Raw genomic sequence first — 16,984 nt, 5'->3', positions numbered from 1 at the left:
AACGGACCGTGCCACAACCGGTTCCGCCGTGCACCATGACGATGCCGGCGGCCGGCACGATCCGCACCGACGGGTCGACCGCATCGGCGCGACCGGGGCGCGCCCGGGGCGGTGCAGCGCCGGCACCGCCGCACGAGTGATGCGCACCCGGTTCCGCACCGGTCACGGCGGTGCCGAACCGCGACGGCCCGGCGGCCCGACGCCACCCCGGCCACCTCGGGCACCCGGTCCGCACGCGACCCATGCCGGCCGCCGTCCGCCGCTCCCGGCCCCCGTTCAGCGATGACGCAGACTGGAGTCATGACCATCCCTCCCGACCCGTTCCGGTCGGTCCCCGGCGACCCGCGTGGCCGCGCCGACGACGACGGCGTCCTGCACTACTCCGGCACCGTCGCACCGGCGGGCACCGTCGGGGCCGGCGAGGTCGACGAGCACGGCGTCATCTACTACCCCGGTGACGAGGAGTCGCAGCGCGCTCCCGGTTCCGCGCTCGTGCTGCTGATCCTGTCGCTGGTCGCCGGTGGCCTGTACGTCTGGCTGTTCTGGCCGCAGAAGTCCGGCTTCGACTGGGCGGCGGCGGTCACCCTGCGCACACCGGAGCTCGCGGTGCTCGGCGGGGTCGTGATGTGGCTGGGCGGGGTGCTGTTCATCCGGCACGGACTGGTCTGGGCGGTCCGACTGGGCGCACTCGTCGCCGCCGTGCCGATGGCCCGGGCGTTGATCGCGGCGATTGTCGACCACGAGGTGATGGACGTGGGTGCGGCGGCCCTGTCGTTCGTGCTCTCCGGCGGTCCCGCGTTGCTGGTGCTCGTGCTGTCGTTCCTGCCACCCGTCGCGCAGTGGCGTCGGCGCCGGCGGCAGGCGGTCGCCACCGAGGCCGCCGAGCGCAAGGCGCGAACCGCCGGGCGCGCGCCGGCGTCACGCCCCGGAGTCGGTCTCGAGCGACACCGGTGAACGTCACCGGCCGGCGCGTCCGCACCGGGTCGGTCGCGGTCAGCCCAGGGAGCTGACGTGCCTGGCGCTCGACCGCGTGCTGGCGGTCAGCCCAAGAACTGAGGTCCCCGGCAGGTCGACCGGGTGCTGGCGGTCAGCCCAGGGAGCTGACGTCCCCGGCACTGGACCGCGTGCTCGCGGTCAGCCCGGAGCTGAGGTCCCCGGCACGTCGACCGCGTGCTGGCGGTCAGCCCAGGGAGTTGACTTCCCGAGCACGTCGACCGCGTGCTCGCGGTCAGCCCAGGGAGCTGATGTCCCCCGGCACGTCGACCGCGTGCTCGCGGAGCACCTCCAGCGGGATCAGCTCCAGCGTGGTGCGGTTCGTCGACGCCAGCACCACGGGTGCGGCCGCGCCGGCCCGGTAGGCCTGCAGCCACCGGGCGGCGACCACACACCACCGGTCCCCCGGCACCAGGCCGGGGAAGCCGAAACTGGGCATCGCGGTCGTCAGGTCGTTGCCCGCGGCGCGCTGCTGCTCGAGGAATTCCCGGGTGACCACCGCACACACCGTGTGCGTGGCGGTCTGGGTGGGGCCGCAGCGGCAGCTGCCGTCCCGGAAGTACCCGGTGACCGGGTCCGTGCCGCAGGGCTGCAGTGGCTCGCCGAACACGTTGAACTCGCCGGCCGACGGTGGGGTCATGCACCGAGTGTGCGGCAGCGCGGTCACGGACGGAACCAGCCCGTCGCCGGCACCGGTCCGGGTGGGGTCAGCGGACGGCGACCAGGCCGGGGTCGGAGATGTCGAAGGTGGTACCGGGCCGGGCCAGCACGGCGGTGAGGATCTGGGACTTGCGGGCGTTGTCGGTCGCGCCGCCCCAGATGACGCTGCGGCCGTCGGTGAGCTGCACGGTGATGTCGTAGGGGTTCGCGGCTGTCACCGAGGCGACGGTGCCGACCAGGCCGGCCGGCAGCGCCGCGACCACGGCGAGACCGGCGGCGGTCGCGGGGTCCCCCGGGCCCGGGGTCGCCAGCCGCAGGCTGACCAGCCCGGCGGGCCGGGCGGCCACCGTCTGGTAGGGCACGCCCTCGGCGTCCATCAGGTACAGCGCGGCGTTGGCGGCCACGACGGCAACCGCCACCCTGGGGGTGACCGCGAGCCGCACGGTGCCCGGCCAGTGCCGGGAGACCTCCGCGGAGTCGACGCCGGGGACGGTCTCGACGCGATCCCGTACGGCCGCGAGGTCGACCCGGATCAGCGGGGTGCCGGGGGCGACACCGACGACGTCGGTGACGGCGGATTCCAGGGCCGGGTCCAGCGCACCCTCGGTGCCGTCGACCTGCACCGTCTTCAGCCCCAGGACCGACGTGCCCCAGACGACCCAGCCACCGGCCGCCACCAGCAGCAGCAGCACGCCGGCCAGCACCCCGGCGACGATCCGCCGGCGGCGCAACTGCTCCCGGCGCAGCGCCACCTTCTCCTCGCGGCTGGGAGCGGGCGGTGCGGCCGGCCGCGCGGGATCCGCCGCGGGCTCTCGCGGGGTGTCGTGGTCGAGGGTGTCGGTCATCGGGACTCCAGCAGCTGCAGCAGTTCGGGGCCGATCATGGTGACGTCGCCGGCTCCCATCGTGACCACCACGTCGCCCGGCCGGACCAGGTCGGCGACGGTGGCGGCGGTGGACGTGAAGGACGGCTCGTAGACCACGGCGGCGGTCCCGGCCGGGACGGCGTCGGCGACGAGCCGGCCGTCGATGCCGGGCCGAGGCTGCTCGCGCGCCCCGTAGACGTCCATCTGGATGACGACGTCGGCCAGTCCCAGGGCAGCGCCGAATTCGGTCGCGAAAGTCTCGGTGCGCGAGTACAGGTGCGGCTGGAAGACCACCACGAGCCGGCCGTCGGTGACCACGCTGCGGGCGGCGGCGAGCTGCGCGGCGACCTCGGTCGGGTGGTGCGCGTAGTCGTCGTAGACCACGACCCCGGCGGCCCGGCCCTTGAACTCGAAGCGGCGTCGCACACCGGTGTACCGGGCGAGACCGTCGGCCAGCGCGGCGGCGTCCAGGCCCAGCGCGACCCCGGTGGCCAGCGCCGCGGTCGCGTTGAGCGCCATGTGCGCACCGGGCGGGTCCAGGACGAGCCGGACGGCTTCACCGGTGGGCAGCGTCACCGTGGACGTCGTGCCGTGGCCGGACGACCGGATGTCGGACAGCACCACGTCGGCGCCGGGGCCGGTGCCGTAGCGGATGACCCGGGGCGCGCCGACGCCCAGACCGTCCAGCAACCGGGCCACCCCGGGGTCGTCGCTGCAGGCCACCAGGAAGCCGCCGGGCTGGACGTTCTCGACGAACAGCCGGAACACCTCGGCGTAGGCCTCGGCGGTGCCGTGGTGGTCGAGATGGTCGGGTTCGAGGTTGGTGATCACGGCCCCGTGCGGGGTGAAGGCCAAGAACGAGCCGTCACTCTCGTCGGCCTCGGCGACGAACACGTCGCCGCTCCCCTGGTGCGCGCCGGTGCCGGACTCGTTGAGCTCGCCCCCGATGGCGAAGGAGGGGTCGATCCCGGTGTGCTGCAGCGCGACCGTGAGCATCGAGGTGGTGGAGGTCTTGCCGTGGGTGCCGGCCACGCAGACGCTGCGGTGACCGCGCATCAGCGCCGCCAGGGCCAGTGCCCGGCGCACCACCGGGATGCCCCGCTCGCGGGCGGCCAGCAGCTCCGGATTGTCCGGCCGGATGGCGGTGGACACCACGACCGCGGTGGGACCGCCCGCCAACAGGTCGAGGTTCTCGGCGCGCTGTCCGACGGCCGTGCGGACGCCGCGGGCGGCCAGCCCGGTGACCACGTGGGAGCCCTTGGCGTCCGAGCCGGACACCGCGAGCCCACGGTCGAGCAGGATGCGCGCGATCGCACTCATCCCGGCCCCGCCGACCCCGATCAGGTGGGCCCGTTCCAGGGAGAAGCCGTCGCCGGCCGGAATGCTCATGACGTCGCCGCGCGGTGTTCCACGCCCAGACCGTAGGCGATCCGGGCCAGCTCGTCGCCCACGTCGGTGGCGCTGACCCGGACCGCGGCGGCCCGCAGCGCGTCCCGGCGGGCCGGATCGGTGAGCAGCGGGACGACGCGCTCGGCGACCGACGCGGCGGTGAGGTCGGCATCGTCGATGATCACCGCGGAGCCGGCCTCGAGCTGGCCGGTGGCGTTCAGGCGCTGCTCACCGTTGCCGTGCGGCAGCGGGACGTACACCGCGGGCAGCCCGACCGCGCCCAGCTCCGCCACCGTCATCGCGCCGGAGCGACCCAGTACCAGGTCGGCGGCGGCGTAGGCGAGATCCATCCGGTCCAGGTACGGCACCGTCACGTAGGCCGGCGCGCCGGGCGTCTGCGGCACGTCGAGGGTGTTCTTCCGGCCGTGGGCGTGCAGCACCCCGATACCGGCCGCGGCCAGCGCCGGGGCGGCCGCGGCGACGGCGGCGTTGATCGACCGGGCGCCCTGCGAACCGCCGTAGACCAGCAGGGTCGGTGCGTCCGGATGCAGCCCGAAGAACTCCCGGGCCTCGGCACGCAGCGCGTCCCGGTCCAGGACGGTCAGCGAGCGGCGCACCGGGATGCCGAGCACCTCGGCCCCGGACAGGCCCGAACCGGCCACCGCGGCCACCACCCGGGCTGCGAACCGGGCACCGACCTTGTTCGCCAGACCGGCCCGGGCGTTCGCCTCGTGGACGACGACAGGCGGCGACTTCCGGGCGGCCAGGTAGGCGGGCAGGCAGACGTAGCCGCCGAAGCCGACGACCACGTCGACCTGGTTCTCGACGATGATCCGGCGGGTCTGCCGGATCGCGGCGCGCAAACGGAAAGGCAGCTTCACCAGGTCGGGAGACGGTTTGCGGGGCAGCGGCACCGGCGGGATCAGCGACAGCTCGTAGCCGCGCTCCGGCACCAGCGTGGTCTCCAGGCCGCGGGCGGTACCCAGGGCGGTGATCCGGATCTGCGGGTCCAGTCGGCGCAACGCGTCGGCGGTGTTCAGCGCCGGCTCGATGTGACCGGCGGTGCCGCCGCCGGCGATCAGCACCGACAGCGGACGGGGGGTCATCGGGGGTCCCGTCCGGTCGGTCGGTCGGCCCGGCCGCGCCGGGTCGCACCGTCGCGGGTGCGGGACGCGTCGCGGGTCTCGACCGGACGTTCACCGCGGTGTCCACGGGCGTCGGCCGGGGTGCGCCCGACGGGCGGCGAGGGCCGGTCGGAACCGAAGCCGAGCCAGCCGCGGACGCCGCCGGTGGTCCCGGGGACCGGGGTGGCACCCGGTCGCACGACCGCGCGGGACCCGTCCGGGCGGCGCACCGGTGCACCGGTCGTCCGCGGCGCGGGACCGGCCGGCCGGCGGCGGACCGGTTCCGGCGCGCGGCGACCGGTGGCGCCCCGGTCGTCCCGGCGGTCCGGCGGCCGCTGCGTCGCGGGGGTGCGGGGGGTCTCGGTGGCGGGCGGGCGCGCGGCGCGGCGGGCCGCCCGGCGCTCCTCACGCCGTTGCTGTTTGGCCGCCCGGGCCGGGCTGACCGGGGCCTTCTCGATCTCGCCGCCGACCGCGGGGACGCCGATGCCGAAGAACCGCGACACCACACCCGGACCGCTGTGCTGCAGCGCCGCCATGGCCTGCGGCTCGCGCCGGGCGAAGTTGGCCAGCAACCCGAAGATGGCCATCGTCACGACCAGCGACGTGCCGCCGGCGGAGATCATCGGCAGCGTCAGACCGGTCACCGGGAGCAGGCCGATGACGTAGAAGATGTTGATCGCGGCCTGCCCGACCAGCCAGGCGGTCGAGGTGGCGGCCACGAGCTTGATGAACGGGTCGACGTTGCGGCGGGCGATCCGCAGGCCCACCAGGGCCAGCGTCACGTACAACGCGACCACCAGCCCGGCACCGATGAAGCCCAGTTCCTCGCCGATGATGGCGAAGATGAAGTCCGACTCGGCGTGCGGCAGGTAGGCCCACTTCGCGCGGGACTGACCCAGCCCGACCCCGAACCAGCCGCCGTCGGCCATCCCGTAGAGGCCCTGCAGCAGCTGCATGCCCGAGCCGCGCGGGTCGTCCTCGGGGTTGAGGAAGCTGACCACCCGCTTGAGGCGGTACGGCTCCACGATGGCCAGCACCACGATGCCGCCGACGCCGATCGAGATCAGCGCCGCGAACAGCTTCAGCGAGGCCCCGGCGAACCAGAACAGCGCGAGCAGGATGACCATCAGCGCGGCGGTCGTGCCCAGGTCGGGTTCGATGACGATCAACCCGGCCATCACCACCGCCACCGGCAGGACCGGGATCAGCAGGTCCTTCAGGGATCCGAGGTTGGCGCGCCGCGAAGCCAGCACGTGCGCCCCCCAGATGACCAGGGCGAACTTGGCGATCTCGCTCGGCTGGAAGCCGATCGGGCCGATGTAGATCCAGCTGCGGGCGCCGTTGACCTTGCCCATGCCCAGCACCACGACGAGCAGCAGGATGCTGACGATCATCGCGCCGGTCGACACCGCGCGCAGCCAGCTGAGCTTGACCCGCATCGCGGCGTAGAAGGCCACGAGGCCGATGCCGGCGAAGACCAGTTGCCGCTTGAACGTGCCGAACGACGAGCCGTCGCCGCTGTCCTTGAGGCTGCGGTTGTACGACACCACCGACGACGACGACAGCACCATCAGCAGGCCCACGCCCAGCAGCAGGAAGAACACCGCCAGCAGCAGGTGGAACGACGTCATCGGCCGGTCGAGCCAGTCCCTCGTGTGCCGGCGGATCCGGTGGTAGAGGGCGGCGACGGTGGCCGGCAGGCCGGTCCGCTGCCGGGTGGGCGTCTCGGCGCCGCCTTCCGGTCGCTCCACGGCGCCCTGCGTCCCCCGCCGCCTGACGGCACCTCGACGCTCGGTCACCGCTGCTCCGTCTGCCGGAGAGCTCACGCCCGGTCCGTCCCCGGCAGCGCCGCGACCGCGTCCGCGAAGGCGTTCCCGCGGGCGGCGTAGGAGGAGAACATGTCCAGCGACGCTGCGGCCGGAGCCAGCAGCACCACATCACCGGGTGCGGCCATCCGGGCCGCTGCGGTCACCACCGTCGTCATCACTCCATCGTCGGTGGCGGCGATGACCATCCGCGGGACGTCCGGCGCGTGTCGCCGCAGCGCCGCCGCGATCAGCTCACGGTCGACCCCGATGACCACCACACCGCGCAGCCGGCCCGCCACCGCGGCGACCAGGTCGTCCACGGCCGCGCCCTTGAGCTGGCCGCCGGCGACCCACACGACCGACCCGTAGGCCATCAGCGAGGCGAACGCGGCGTGCGGGTTGGTGGCCTTGGAGTCGTCAACGTAGCGGACGCCCTCGACCTCGGCGACGAGCGCGTTGCGGTGCCCGCCCGGCTGGTAGGCACGCAGGCCGGCGGCGACCTGGGCACCGCTGACCCCGATGGCCAGGGTCACCGCCGCGGCGGCCAGCGCGTTGGTGACGTTGTGGGCGCCGACCGGGCGGATCTCGACCGCCGGCAGCAACGCCCCGGCACCGAACGCCTCGTCGACGAGCACGCCGTCGCGGACGCCGAGCTGGCCCGCCGCGGGCTCCCCCGCGGTCACCCCGACCCGGGTCCCCGCGGGCGCCGCCGCCAGCAGGGCGGCGGCGTTGGCGTCGTCGACGACGGCCACCGCGACGTCGCCGGTCAGGGCGCGCGCCTTGTCGGCGGCGTAGGCGGCCATCGACCCGTGCCAGTCGAGGTGGTCCTCGGCGACGTTGAGCACCACCCCGGCGCTGGGCCGCACGGTCGGCGCGTAGTGCAGCTGGAAGCTGGACAGTTCGACGGCGATGACGTCGTGCCGGGGCTCGGCGGTGACGACGTCCAGGACGCCGAGGCCGATGTTCCCGGACGCCACCGCGTGCCGGCCGGCCGCCTGCAGGATGGCCTCCACCATGCCGATGGTGGTGGTCTTGCCGTTGGTGCCGGTCACCGCGAGCCAGGGCCGCCGGGCCGGCCGGGCCGGCTCCCGCAGGTCCCCGGGGGCGGTGCGCAGGTCGACGGGCAGCGCCGGATCGGGGGCCAGCTCCGCCCACCAGGCGAGCTCGACGTCGCCGATCACCGGGATGCCCGCCACCGCGGCGGCGAGGAACAACGGGGTGTCGGGTCGCCAGCCGGGCGAGGTGACGATGAGGTCGGTGCCGGGCGGCGGCTCGGTCATCCCGGCCACCACGGGCACCGGCACGGCCCAGCCGCCCAGATCGGTCCGGTCGTCGGCGACGACCACGTCGGCGCCCTGGCCCACCAGGTAGCGGGCCGCGGAGAGACCGGACGTGCCGGCGCCGGCCACCACCACCGAGGCGCCGGTCAGCGGGAACGGCCGGACGGGTGTGGCGGCGGCGTCGGCGGCTGCGCCGGCGTGCCCGGGACCGTGCGGTTCGGGCGGTCCGACCGCCGAGTGCCTACCCACCGGTGAGGGACAGCCAGTCGGCGTAGAACAACCCCACCCCGAGGGCGGCGGACATCGCGGCGAGCAGCCAGAACCGGACCATCACGGTCGTCTCGGCCCAGCCGCTCATCTCGAAGTGGTGGTGGAACGGCGCCATCCGGAAGACCCGGACGCGGCGGACCTTGAACACCCCGATCTGGATGACCACCGAGATCATCTCGACCACGAACAGGCCGGCGATCACCACCAGCAGCATCTCGGTGCGGGTCAGCACCGACAGCCCGGCGATGAGACCACCGATGGCCAGCGAGCCGGTGTCGCCCATCATGATCCGGGCCGGGTGCGCGTTCCACCAGAGGAAGCCGATGCAACCACCCACGGCCGCGGCGGCGACGATGGCGATGTCGATCGGGTCGCGGACCTCGTAGCAGCCCTGCGCGGCGGCCGCGCTCAGCCCGTCGCCGCAGGCGTTGCGGAACTGGAAGAAGCAGATGGCCACGTAGCTGCCGAGGACCATCACCGAGGAGCCCGCGGCCAGGCCGTCCAGGCCGTCGGTGAAGTTCACCGCGTTCGACCAGGCTGCGATCAGCAGCACCACGAACAGCACGCCGCCGATGACGCCGAGGTTGAGCCACGGCAGGTCGCGGACGTAGGACACCAGCGTCGACCCCGGGGTCAGGCCGCCGGCGTTGGGGAACTGGAAGACCAGGATCCCGAACGACACCGCGACGAAGGTCTGGCCGGCGAATTTCATCCGCTTGTTCAGGCCCAGGTTGCGCTGCTGCCGGATCTTGACGAAGTCGTCGAGGAAGCCGACGAGGCCCATCCCGGTGGTCAGGTAGAGCAGCAGCAGGCCCGACGCCGTCGGTCCGCCGCCGTCGGTGCTGACCAGCTTGGCCACCAGATAGCCGACCCACATCGCGATCAGGATCGCCGCGCCGCCCATGGTGGGTGTGCCGCGCTTCTTCTGGTGCGTCTGCGGACCGTCCTCGCGGATCTCCTGCCCGAAGCCCTGCCGGGAGAACACCTTGATCAGGTACGGCGTGAGCAGGATGGCCACGGCCAACCCCACGATGGCCGCGATGAGGATGCCCCTCACCCGTCACTCCCCCGCTGCGCCGGCGGCGCGGCGACCAGTGCCGCGGCGATCCGTTCCAACCCCGCCGCGCGGGATCCCTTCACCAGCACCACGTCACCCGGTTCCAACTCCTCCAGCAGGATGGCGGTCGCGTCCTCCAGGTCCGGGACGTGCTCCGATTCGCCACCCCAGGACCCTTCCAGATGCGCCCCCAGATGCAGCGGACGCACCGCCGGGCCGACGGCGAGCAGCCGGTCGACGTTGAGCCGGACGACGAGCCGGCCGATCTCGTCGTGGGCCTCGCGGGTGGCGTCGCCGAGCTCGGCCATCACGCCGAGGACGGCCCAGGTGCGGCGGCCGCGGCCGATGCTGACCAGGGCGCGCAGCGCGGCCTTCATCGAATCCGGGTTGGCGTTGTAGGCGTCGTTGATGATGGTCACGCCGTCGGGCCGGTCGGTGATCTCCATCCGCCACTTCGACGCCGGGACGGCGGCTGCGAGCACCTCGGCGATGCGCGCCGGCGACAGCCCGAGCTCGAGGCCGACCGCCGCGGCGGCGAGGGCGTTGCCCACCTGGTGGCGGCCGGACACGGCGAGCTGCACGGTGGCGTCGCCCTCCGGGGTGCGCAGGGTGAAGCGCGCCCGGGCGCGGTCGTCCTCCTCGATGTCCTCGGCGCGGACGTCGGCGTCGGCACTGGTGCCGTAGGTGACCACCCGGGCGAGGGTGCGGCCGCTCATGGCGGCGACCCGCCCGTCGTCGGCGTTGAGCACGGCCACCCCGCCGTCGGCGCCGTCGGGGAGCGCCTCGACCAGCTCGCCCTTGGCGGTGGCGATGGCGTCGACCGAGCCGAACTCGCCGAGATGGGCGGTGCCCACGTTGAGCACCACTCCGATGGCCGGCGGCGCGATGGTCGTGAGCATCGCGATGTGACCCACGCCGCGGGCCGACAGCTCCAGGACCAGGTATTTCGTGTCCTCGGTCGCCCGCAGGACGGTGTAGGGGTGGCCGAGCTCGTTGTTGAACGACTCCGGCGGCGCGATCGTCTCCCCCGCCGCCGCGGCGACGGCGGCGAGCAGGTCCTTGGTCGAGGTCTTGCCGGCGGACCCGGTGACCCCGATCACCCGGAGGCCGTCGGCGATCAGCGCCCGCGCGGAGACGGTGGCCAGGCCGGCGAGCGCGGCCAGCGGGTCGGGCACGCGCAGCAGCGGGATGGTCGCGTCGACGTCGGCGGAACCGAGGACGGCGACCGCGCCCGCGGCCTGCGCGGCGGCGGCGAAGCGGTGCCCGTCGACCGACTCCCCGACGAGCGCCAGGAACAGCGTGCCCGGACCCACCTTGCGGCTGTCGAACTCGACCGAGGTGACCAGCGCCTCGGAGCCCACCGGAGGCAGCCCGACGGCCGCGGCCACCTCGTCCACGGTCATCGGCTTCACGGGGTGGTTCCTTCCGGGAGGGCGGCGGCCGGGTCGGCGGATCGCGCGGCGGCTCGGTCGGCGGTCGGCGCGGCGGTCGGTGCGGCGGCCAAGTCGGCGGTCGGCGCGCCGGCCGGGTCGGCGGTCGGCGCAGCGGCCGGATCGGCGGTCGACGCGGCGGCCGGCGCGGCGGCCGGATCGGCGGTCGGCGCGGCGGCCCGGGCGTGCAGCGCGTCGGTCAGTTCGTCGACGTCGGAGAACGGGATGACCGTATCGCCGACGTACTGGCCCTGTTCGTGCCCCTTGCCGGCGATGACGACGGTGTCCCCGGGGCCGGCGGCGTCGACCGCGGCGCGGATCGCCGCCCGCCGGTCGCCGATCTCGTGCACCGTCGCGGTGTGCGCGACGCCCGCGATCCCGGCGAGGATCTCGGCCCGGATGGCGGCCGGGTCCTCGGTGCGTGGGTTGTCGTCGGTGACCACGACGATGTCCGCCCCGGTGACCGCGGCGGCCCCCATCAGCGCGCGTTTGCCGCGGTCGCGGTCGCCGCCGGCGCCGATCACCAGCACGATCCGGCCGGTGGTGTCGGGCCGCAGCGCCGTGAGGACCGCGGTGAGCGCCGCCGGCTTGTGGGCGTAGTCGACGACCGCGAGGAACGGCTGCCCGTGGTCGACGCTCTGCATCCGGCCCGGCACGACCACCGACGTCAGCGTCGGCGCGGCGAGCAGCGGGTCGAGGCCGGCGGCGGCGATGCAGGCCAGCGCGAGCACCGCGTTGGAGACGTTGAACGAGCCCGGGAGCTCCAGCGCGACCGGGATGTCGGCGGCCGGGGCGTGCACGGTGAAGTTGGTGATCCCGGCCGCGCCGATGGTGAGGTCGGTGACGGTCCAGTCGGCGGCCGCGCCGCTGAACGCCGCGACCGTGGCGACCTCGGGGTGCTCGGCGGCGAGGCGCCGCCCGTACTCGCCGTCCACGTCCACCACGCCGGCGGCGGCGCGGCCGTCGAACAACTGCGCCTTGGTCCGGAAGTAGTCGTCGATGTCGGCGTGGAAGTCGAGGTGGTCCTGCGACAGGTTGGTGAACGCGCCGACCGCGAAGCGCACCGCACCGACCCGGTGCAGGGCCAGTGCGTGCGACGACACCTCCATGGCCACCGCCTGCACCCCGCGCTCGACCATGACGGCCAGCAGCGCCTGCAGGTCGGGCGCCTCAGGGGTGGTGAAGGCGCTGGGCAGCACGTCGGCGCCGATCCGGGTCTCCACGGTGCCGATGACGCCGGTCCGCAGCCCGTTGGCCACCAGCCCGGCCTCGACGAGGTAGCTCGTCGTGGTCTTGCCCGACGTCCCGGTGATCCCGATGACGAGCAGCGACTCGCTGGGCCGGCCGTAGAGCTCGGCGGCCAGCTCCCCCAGCACCGGACGCGGCTCGTCCACGACCAGCAGCGGCAGGGTCAGCTCGGGCGCGGCCTCCCGCGCCAGCGCGGCCCCGGCCGGGTCGGTCAGCATCGCCACCGCGCCCGCCCCGACAGCCGCGGCGACCGCGCTCGCTCCGTGGCTGCGGCCACCGGGGAGAGCGGCGAACAGGTCGCCCGGCTGGACGTCCCCCGACCGCAGCGTGATGCCGGTGACGGTCACGTCGGCACCGTCCGGCAGCTCGTGGCCGGCCTCGTCGGTGGCCGGCCGCAGGAACTCCAGGCGGGCCCCCGCGAGGTCGGCCAGCCGCACCAGCGACTGCGGTACCGAACGGGCGGGACGGGGGCTCGGGCTGCTCGACACGGGTGAGAACCTACCCGCGGGACGGGCCGTCGCCCGCCATCGAGACCGTCGTCGCCGTCACTGTCCGGGGACGTACAGGTCGTACACCGGGGCCGGTTCCGCCGACGGCGCGACGTCGAACGCACGCATGGCGTACGCGGCGATGTCGTGGAACAGCGGCACCGCGTTCTTCCCGCCCTGCGGTGCGTCGAGCATGATCGCCACCACGAAGCGCGGGTTGTCGGCGGGCACCAGGCCGGCGATGGTCGAGTTGAACATCGTCTTGGAGTAGTCGTTGGTGGTCGGGTCGACCTGCTGCGCGGTGCCGGTCTTGGCCGCCACCTGGTAGCCGGTGATGGCCGCCGCCGCCGCCGTACCGCGGTGGGCGACGTCGCCGTCCTGGGTGGTTCCCCGCAGCATGTCGACCAGGGTGTCCGCGGTCTCGCCGCTCATCACCGGGGTGCCGGCCGCGGGTGCGGCGGGCGTGTAGCTGCCGTCGGTGGTGGTGCCCTTGACCAGCGTCGGCGGCAGCTTGACCCCGCCGTTGCCGATCGCCTGGTACATCGAGGCCATCTGCACCAGCGTCATCGACAGACCCTGCCCGATCGGCAGGTTCGCGAACGAGGTCGACGACCACTGCTCCTGGTCGGGCACCACGCCGGGCGACTCACCGGACAGCTCGATCCCGGTCTTCTGGCCGAGACCCATCTTGTTCAGCTCGGCGGCGAACGCGTCCGGGCCCAGCTGCTGGGCGATCTGCAGGGTGCCGACGTTGGACGACTTGGCCAGGATGCCGGTCGCGGTCATGTCGATCGGGCCGTGCTCCCAGGCGTCGTGGATGGTGCTGCCGCCCATCTGGATCTCGCCGTCGACGCTGGACACCGAGGTGGGCGTGATCAGGCCGGCCTCGAGCGCGGCGGCGAAGGTGACCACCTTGTTGACCGAGCCGGGCTCGAAGGGCGCGCTGACCGCGATGTTGGACTGCGCACCGGCGTCGACCCCGGGCTCGTAGGTGGCCAGCGAGTAGATCTCACCGGTCTGCACGTCCTGCACCTCGGCCATCCCGCGCTTGGCGCCGGTCTGGTCGACGTAGGACTGCAGCATCTGCGTGACGCTGTACTGCAGGTCCGCGTCCAGCGTCACGGTGAGGTCGGAACCGTCGACGGCGGCCTCGAGGATCTGGGCGCTGCCGGGGATGACACCGCTCGGCGACACCTCGACCGTGCGCTTGCCGTCGGTACCGGCCAGCAACGAGTTGAAACGGTTCTCGATGCCCATGGTGCCGTCGCCGTCCCAGCTGGACGTGTTGCCGACGACCGGCTTGTAGACACCACCGTCGGGGTACTCGCGCAGCTGCTGCGGTTCGGTGGCCACGCCGTCGATCTCGTGACCGGCGTACTTCGGATCCAGCTGCGACTTGTAGGACGCCAGGATCGGCGTGATGACCGCCATCGCCTTGTCGGCCTCGGCGGGCATCAGCCCACGGACCAGGTAGACGTACTCGTCGTCGGACTTCAGCTGCGCCATGAGTTCGACGGCGTCGACCCGCGCGCCGAAGGCGGCGACCAGCGCGTCGACCACCTTCTGACGCTCCTCGTCGTTGACGAACAGGTACGGCCGGCCGGCGATCGCCTTGCCTTCGACGGTGAAGGCCAGCGGGGTGCCGTTGCGGTCGCTGATGGTGCCGCGCTCGGCCACCACGGTGGTCTCACGGGTGCGCTGGTCGAACGCCTTCTCGGCGTACGCCGTGGCCGACCACCCCTGGATGAAGGTCAGCTTGACCACCGCGACGAGCAGCATCACCAGCAACGCGACGAGGACGGCCTTGATCCGGTTGTCCGGCCGACCGGGCGCCTGGCGCATCGGACGGGAGCGGCGGCCGCGCACGGATTTCGCGGCGTTCTTCGGCGGTCGCTGCGCGGCCTTCGGCGTCGGCTGCGGGAGAGCGGTGGTGCGGGCGTACATGGTCGCGCCGGGACGGCGGCCGCGGTACTCGTCGCGGTCGAGCTGCGACGGTGGCCGGGTGTCCTCGGGGCCGCGTCCTGAGCCGCCGCGTCGCGGGGCGTCGACGTCGCCGCGGCGGACGTCCCGGTCGTCGACGGGCGCGCCGACGGCCCGGCGGCCGGTGGCGGGTCGGCCGGTGGCGCGCCGCGGTGCGACGTCGGCCCAGTCGCCGGCGGGGGTACGGCGGCCGGCGGATCGCGCGTCGCGGTCGGCGCGGGTGGACCCGGAGCCGTGCGAGCGGTTCAACCGGACGGAGCCGGCGCCGGCGCCGGCGCGGGTGCGGTCGGCCGTTGTCCGGCCGGTGCCGTCGGCGGCCGCGGGTCCCGCCGGCTGCGCGGGTCCGGATCGGTGGAGACGCTTCATCCGGCTGCTCCAGAGGTCGTGGCGGCATCGGTGGGGACACCGGCCGCGGCCGGGTCGGTGGTCGGGGTGACGGGCTGCGCGGCAGCGGCCGGTTGCGCGGCTGCGGCATCGGCGTCGGCTTGCTGCTGGGCGGCGGCGTCGGCCTGCTGCTGGGCGGCGGCAGCGTCGGCCTGTTGCTGGGCGGCAGCGTCGGCCTGTTGCTGGGCGGCGGCGTCGGCCTGCTGCTGGGCGGCGGCGGCGGCGTCGGCTTGCTGCTGGGCGGCGGCGGTATCGGCCTGCTGCTGCTGTTGAGCGGCGGCCGCGGCGGCGGCCGCGGCGGCGGCGGCGTCAGCCTGCTGCTGCGCGGCGGCGGCGGCGGCCTGAGCAGCCGCGGCCTCGGCGACCGGATCCGGCACCGGCTTCGGCTCACCGACGACCGTGGCGGCGCCACCGTCGGTCGGCACGACCAGGATGGCGGCATCCCCGGCCGGCACCAGACCGAGCGCGCGGGCGGCTGCGGCGATGGCCGGGGTGGCGCTCCTGACCGCGATGTCGCTCTCCAGCGCCTCGATCTGCAGCTGCTGGGCGGCGGCCTTCGACGTCGCCTGATTGGTACGGATGCCGGCTTCGTCGGTCAGCGTGTTCAGCCACAGGACCCCCGCCAGCCCGGCACCGAGCAGTCCGACGAGGACCGCCACGAAGGGGATCTGGCGGGAGGTCAACCGGCGCTGCTCGACCGGCGCCCCACCGCGCAGGGTGGTGGCCATCTTGGCGTTGCGGCGGGAGCGGCGCAGCCGGGCGGCCTCGGCCGCCGACGGCCGCACACCCGACGGGTGCGGTCCACCGGTCCGGCCGCGGCCCGGCCGGGGATCGGGCCCGCGGAGCGCGTCCGGGAGGAAGCCGGTGGGGGCGCCGGTGTCCCGGTCCGGTCGGGCGGTCGTCGTCACCGTGCCGGCGACCGACGCGGGACCGACCGGCGGAACCGGGCGGGACGGGCGGCGGGATCGGCCGTCCGCGGCTCGCCGCTGGGGGACGGAGCTGGCGGGGTGGTTCACACGGCCTCCCGGATACGTTGTGCGGCGCGGAGTCTGGCGGAGGCGGCCCGCGGGTTTGCCGCGACCTCCGCATCGGTGGGGGCTTCGGAACCACGGACGATCCACTGCAGCTGCGGCGCGTGGTCGGGCAGGTCGACGGGCAGGTCCAGCGGTGTGGTGGACCGGGTCAGCGGGGTGAGCGCCTGTTTGACGATCCGGTCTTCGAGGCTCTGGTAGGCCATCACGACGATCCGCCCGTCGACGGCGAGCGCTTCGACCGCGGCGGGGATCGCGCGACGCAGCGCGCCCAGTTCGTCGTTGACCTCGATGCGCAGCGCCTGGAACGTGCGCTTGGCGGGGTGTCCCCCGGTGCGGCGGGCGGCGGCCGGGATGGCGGTGCGGATCAGCTCGACCAGCGGCGCGCTGGTCGTCCACGGCCGGACGGCGCGCTGCTTGACGACCTGCGAGACGATGCGGGTGGCGAACTTCTCCTCGCCGTACTCGCGCAGGATGCGCACGAGGTCGCCGGGGGCGTAGGTGTTGAGCACATCAGCGGCCGTCAGCCCCGCGGACGGGTCCATCCGCATGTCCAGCGGCGCGTCCACCGCGTAGGCGAAGCCGCGATCGGCGCGGTCCAGCTGCATCGACGAGACACCGAGGTCGAACAGGATGCCGTCGATCGCCGGCACCCCCAGGTCGGACAGCACCGCGGGAATCTGGTCGTAGACGGCATGGGCGGCGTCGAAGCGGTCGCCGAAGCCGGCGGCCTCCACACGTTCCCGGGCCAGGGCCAGGGCGGCCCGGTCGCGGTCGATACCGACGACGTGCAGGCCGGGATGCCGGTCGAGCATCAGCACGGTGTGGCCGGCCAGGCCCAGGGTGGCGTCGACGAACACGGCGCCGTCCCGGGACAGCGCCGGGTCGAGCAGGGATGCGACCCGGTCGGCCAGCACGGGTACGTGCTCGTCGACCATGTCCGTCACCCTCTCGTCGGTTCGCCGGTGCTGTCGGCG

13 protein-coding genes are annotated in these 16,984 nt (G+C 74.2%); 1 reads left to right on the top strand and 12 read right to left on the bottom strand.

Translation table 11 applies throughout. From position 1 onward, the window contains the following. Positions 1-300: 300 nt before the first annotated feature. Entirely contained in the window at positions 301-954 is a 654-nt protein-coding gene (locus tag DB033_RS00940) for a hypothetical protein (RefSeq protein ID WP_111765050.1), read from the top strand. A 274-nt stretch (positions 955-1,228) separates the two neighbouring features. Here the strand turns inward: DB033_RS00940 and DB033_RS00935 are convergent, their stop codons facing one another. The 12 genes from DB033_RS00935 to rsmH all read right to left on the bottom strand — a co-directional run bounded on the left by DB033_RS00935 (position 1,229) and on the right by rsmH (position 16,945). Further along, a complete protein-coding gene (locus tag DB033_RS00935; RefSeq protein ID WP_111765049.1) occupies positions 1,229-1,633 on the bottom strand; it encodes a DUF2237 family protein in 405 nt (134 codons plus the stop codon). Positions 1,634-1,700: 67 nt separating this feature from the next. Further along, positions 1,701-2,498 carry a cell division protein FtsQ/DivIB gene (locus tag DB033_RS00930; protein WP_111765048.1) on the bottom strand — a complete coding sequence of 266 codons (798 nt, stop codon included), beginning with the start codon at positions 2,496-2,498 and terminating at the stop codon, positions 1,701-1,703. Next, positions 2,495-3,907, bottom strand: coding sequence for a UDP-N-acetylmuramate--L-alanine ligase (murC, locus tag DB033_RS00925; RefSeq protein ID WP_111765047.1), 1,413 nt, complete (start codon positions 3,905-3,907; stop codon positions 2,495-2,497). Before murC ends, DB033_RS00930 begins: the two co-directional genes overlap by 4 nt. Continuing rightward, positions 3,904-5,013, bottom strand: coding sequence for an undecaprenyldiphospho-muramoylpentapeptide beta-N-acetylglucosaminyltransferase (gene murG, locus DB033_RS00920; protein ID WP_111765046.1), 1,110 nt, complete (start codon positions 5,011-5,013; stop codon positions 3,904-3,906). The genes murC and murG overlap by 4 nt, the downstream gene beginning before the upstream one ends. Beyond that, positions 5,010-6,782, bottom strand: a complete 1,773-nt coding sequence (gene ftsW / locus DB033_RS00915) for a putative lipid II flippase FtsW (RefSeq protein WP_111765045.1) — start codon at positions 6,780-6,782, stop codon at positions 5,010-5,012. Before ftsW ends, murG begins: the two co-directional genes overlap by 4 nt. Positions 6,783-6,853: 71 nt before the next feature. Beyond that, positions 6,854-8,269, bottom strand: a complete 1,416-nt coding sequence (gene murD, locus DB033_RS00910) for a UDP-N-acetylmuramoyl-L-alanine--D-glutamate ligase (protein WP_111767136.1) — start codon at positions 8,267-8,269, stop codon at positions 6,854-6,856. A gap of 91 nt (positions 8,270-8,360) precedes the next feature. Next, positions 8,361-9,446 carry a phospho-N-acetylmuramoyl-pentapeptide-transferase gene (gene mraY, locus DB033_RS00905; protein ID WP_111765044.1) on the bottom strand — a complete coding sequence of 362 codons (1,086 nt, stop codon included), beginning with the start codon at positions 9,444-9,446 and terminating at the stop codon, positions 8,361-8,363. Continuing rightward, the gene (locus DB033_RS00900) at positions 9,443-10,858 is read right to left on the bottom strand and encodes a UDP-N-acetylmuramoyl-tripeptide--D-alanyl-D-alanine ligase (RefSeq protein WP_111765043.1); all 1,416 of its coding nucleotides are present in this window, start codon (positions 10,856-10,858) and stop codon (positions 9,443-9,445) included. Before DB033_RS00900 ends, mraY begins: the two co-directional genes overlap by 4 nt. After that, positions 10,855-12,612, bottom strand: a complete 1,758-nt coding sequence (locus DB033_RS00895) for a UDP-N-acetylmuramoyl-L-alanyl-D-glutamate--2,6-diaminopimelate ligase (protein WP_111765042.1) — start codon at positions 12,610-12,612, stop codon at positions 10,855-10,857. Before DB033_RS00895 ends, DB033_RS00900 begins: the two co-directional genes overlap by 4 nt. A 57-nt stretch (positions 12,613-12,669) precedes the next feature. Next, positions 12,670-14,958, bottom strand: coding sequence for a peptidoglycan D,D-transpeptidase FtsI family protein (locus tag DB033_RS00890; RefSeq protein WP_111765041.1), 2,289 nt, complete (start codon positions 14,956-14,958; stop codon positions 12,670-12,672). After that, entirely contained in the window at positions 14,955-15,884 is a 930-nt protein-coding gene (gene ftsL / locus DB033_RS00885) for a cell division protein FtsL (RefSeq protein WP_157970432.1), read from the bottom strand. The genes DB033_RS00890 and ftsL overlap by 4 nt, the downstream gene beginning before the upstream one ends. Positions 15,885-15,988: 104 nt before the next feature. Further along, a complete protein-coding gene (rsmH, locus tag DB033_RS00880; protein WP_170315454.1) occupies positions 15,989-16,945 on the bottom strand; it encodes a 16S rRNA (cytosine(1402)-N(4))-methyltransferase RsmH in 957 nt (318 codons plus the stop codon). Between the last annotated feature and the right edge of the window lie 39 nt (positions 16,946-16,984).

The sequence above is a fragment of the Nakamurella deserti genome (assembly GCF_003260015.1).
GTDB lineage: Bacteria > Actinomycetota > Actinomycetes > Mycobacteriales > Nakamurellaceae > Nakamurella > Nakamurella deserti.
Note: the sequence above shows the minus strand (reverse complement) of the source record. Positions and strands in the feature narration are given on the sequence as shown.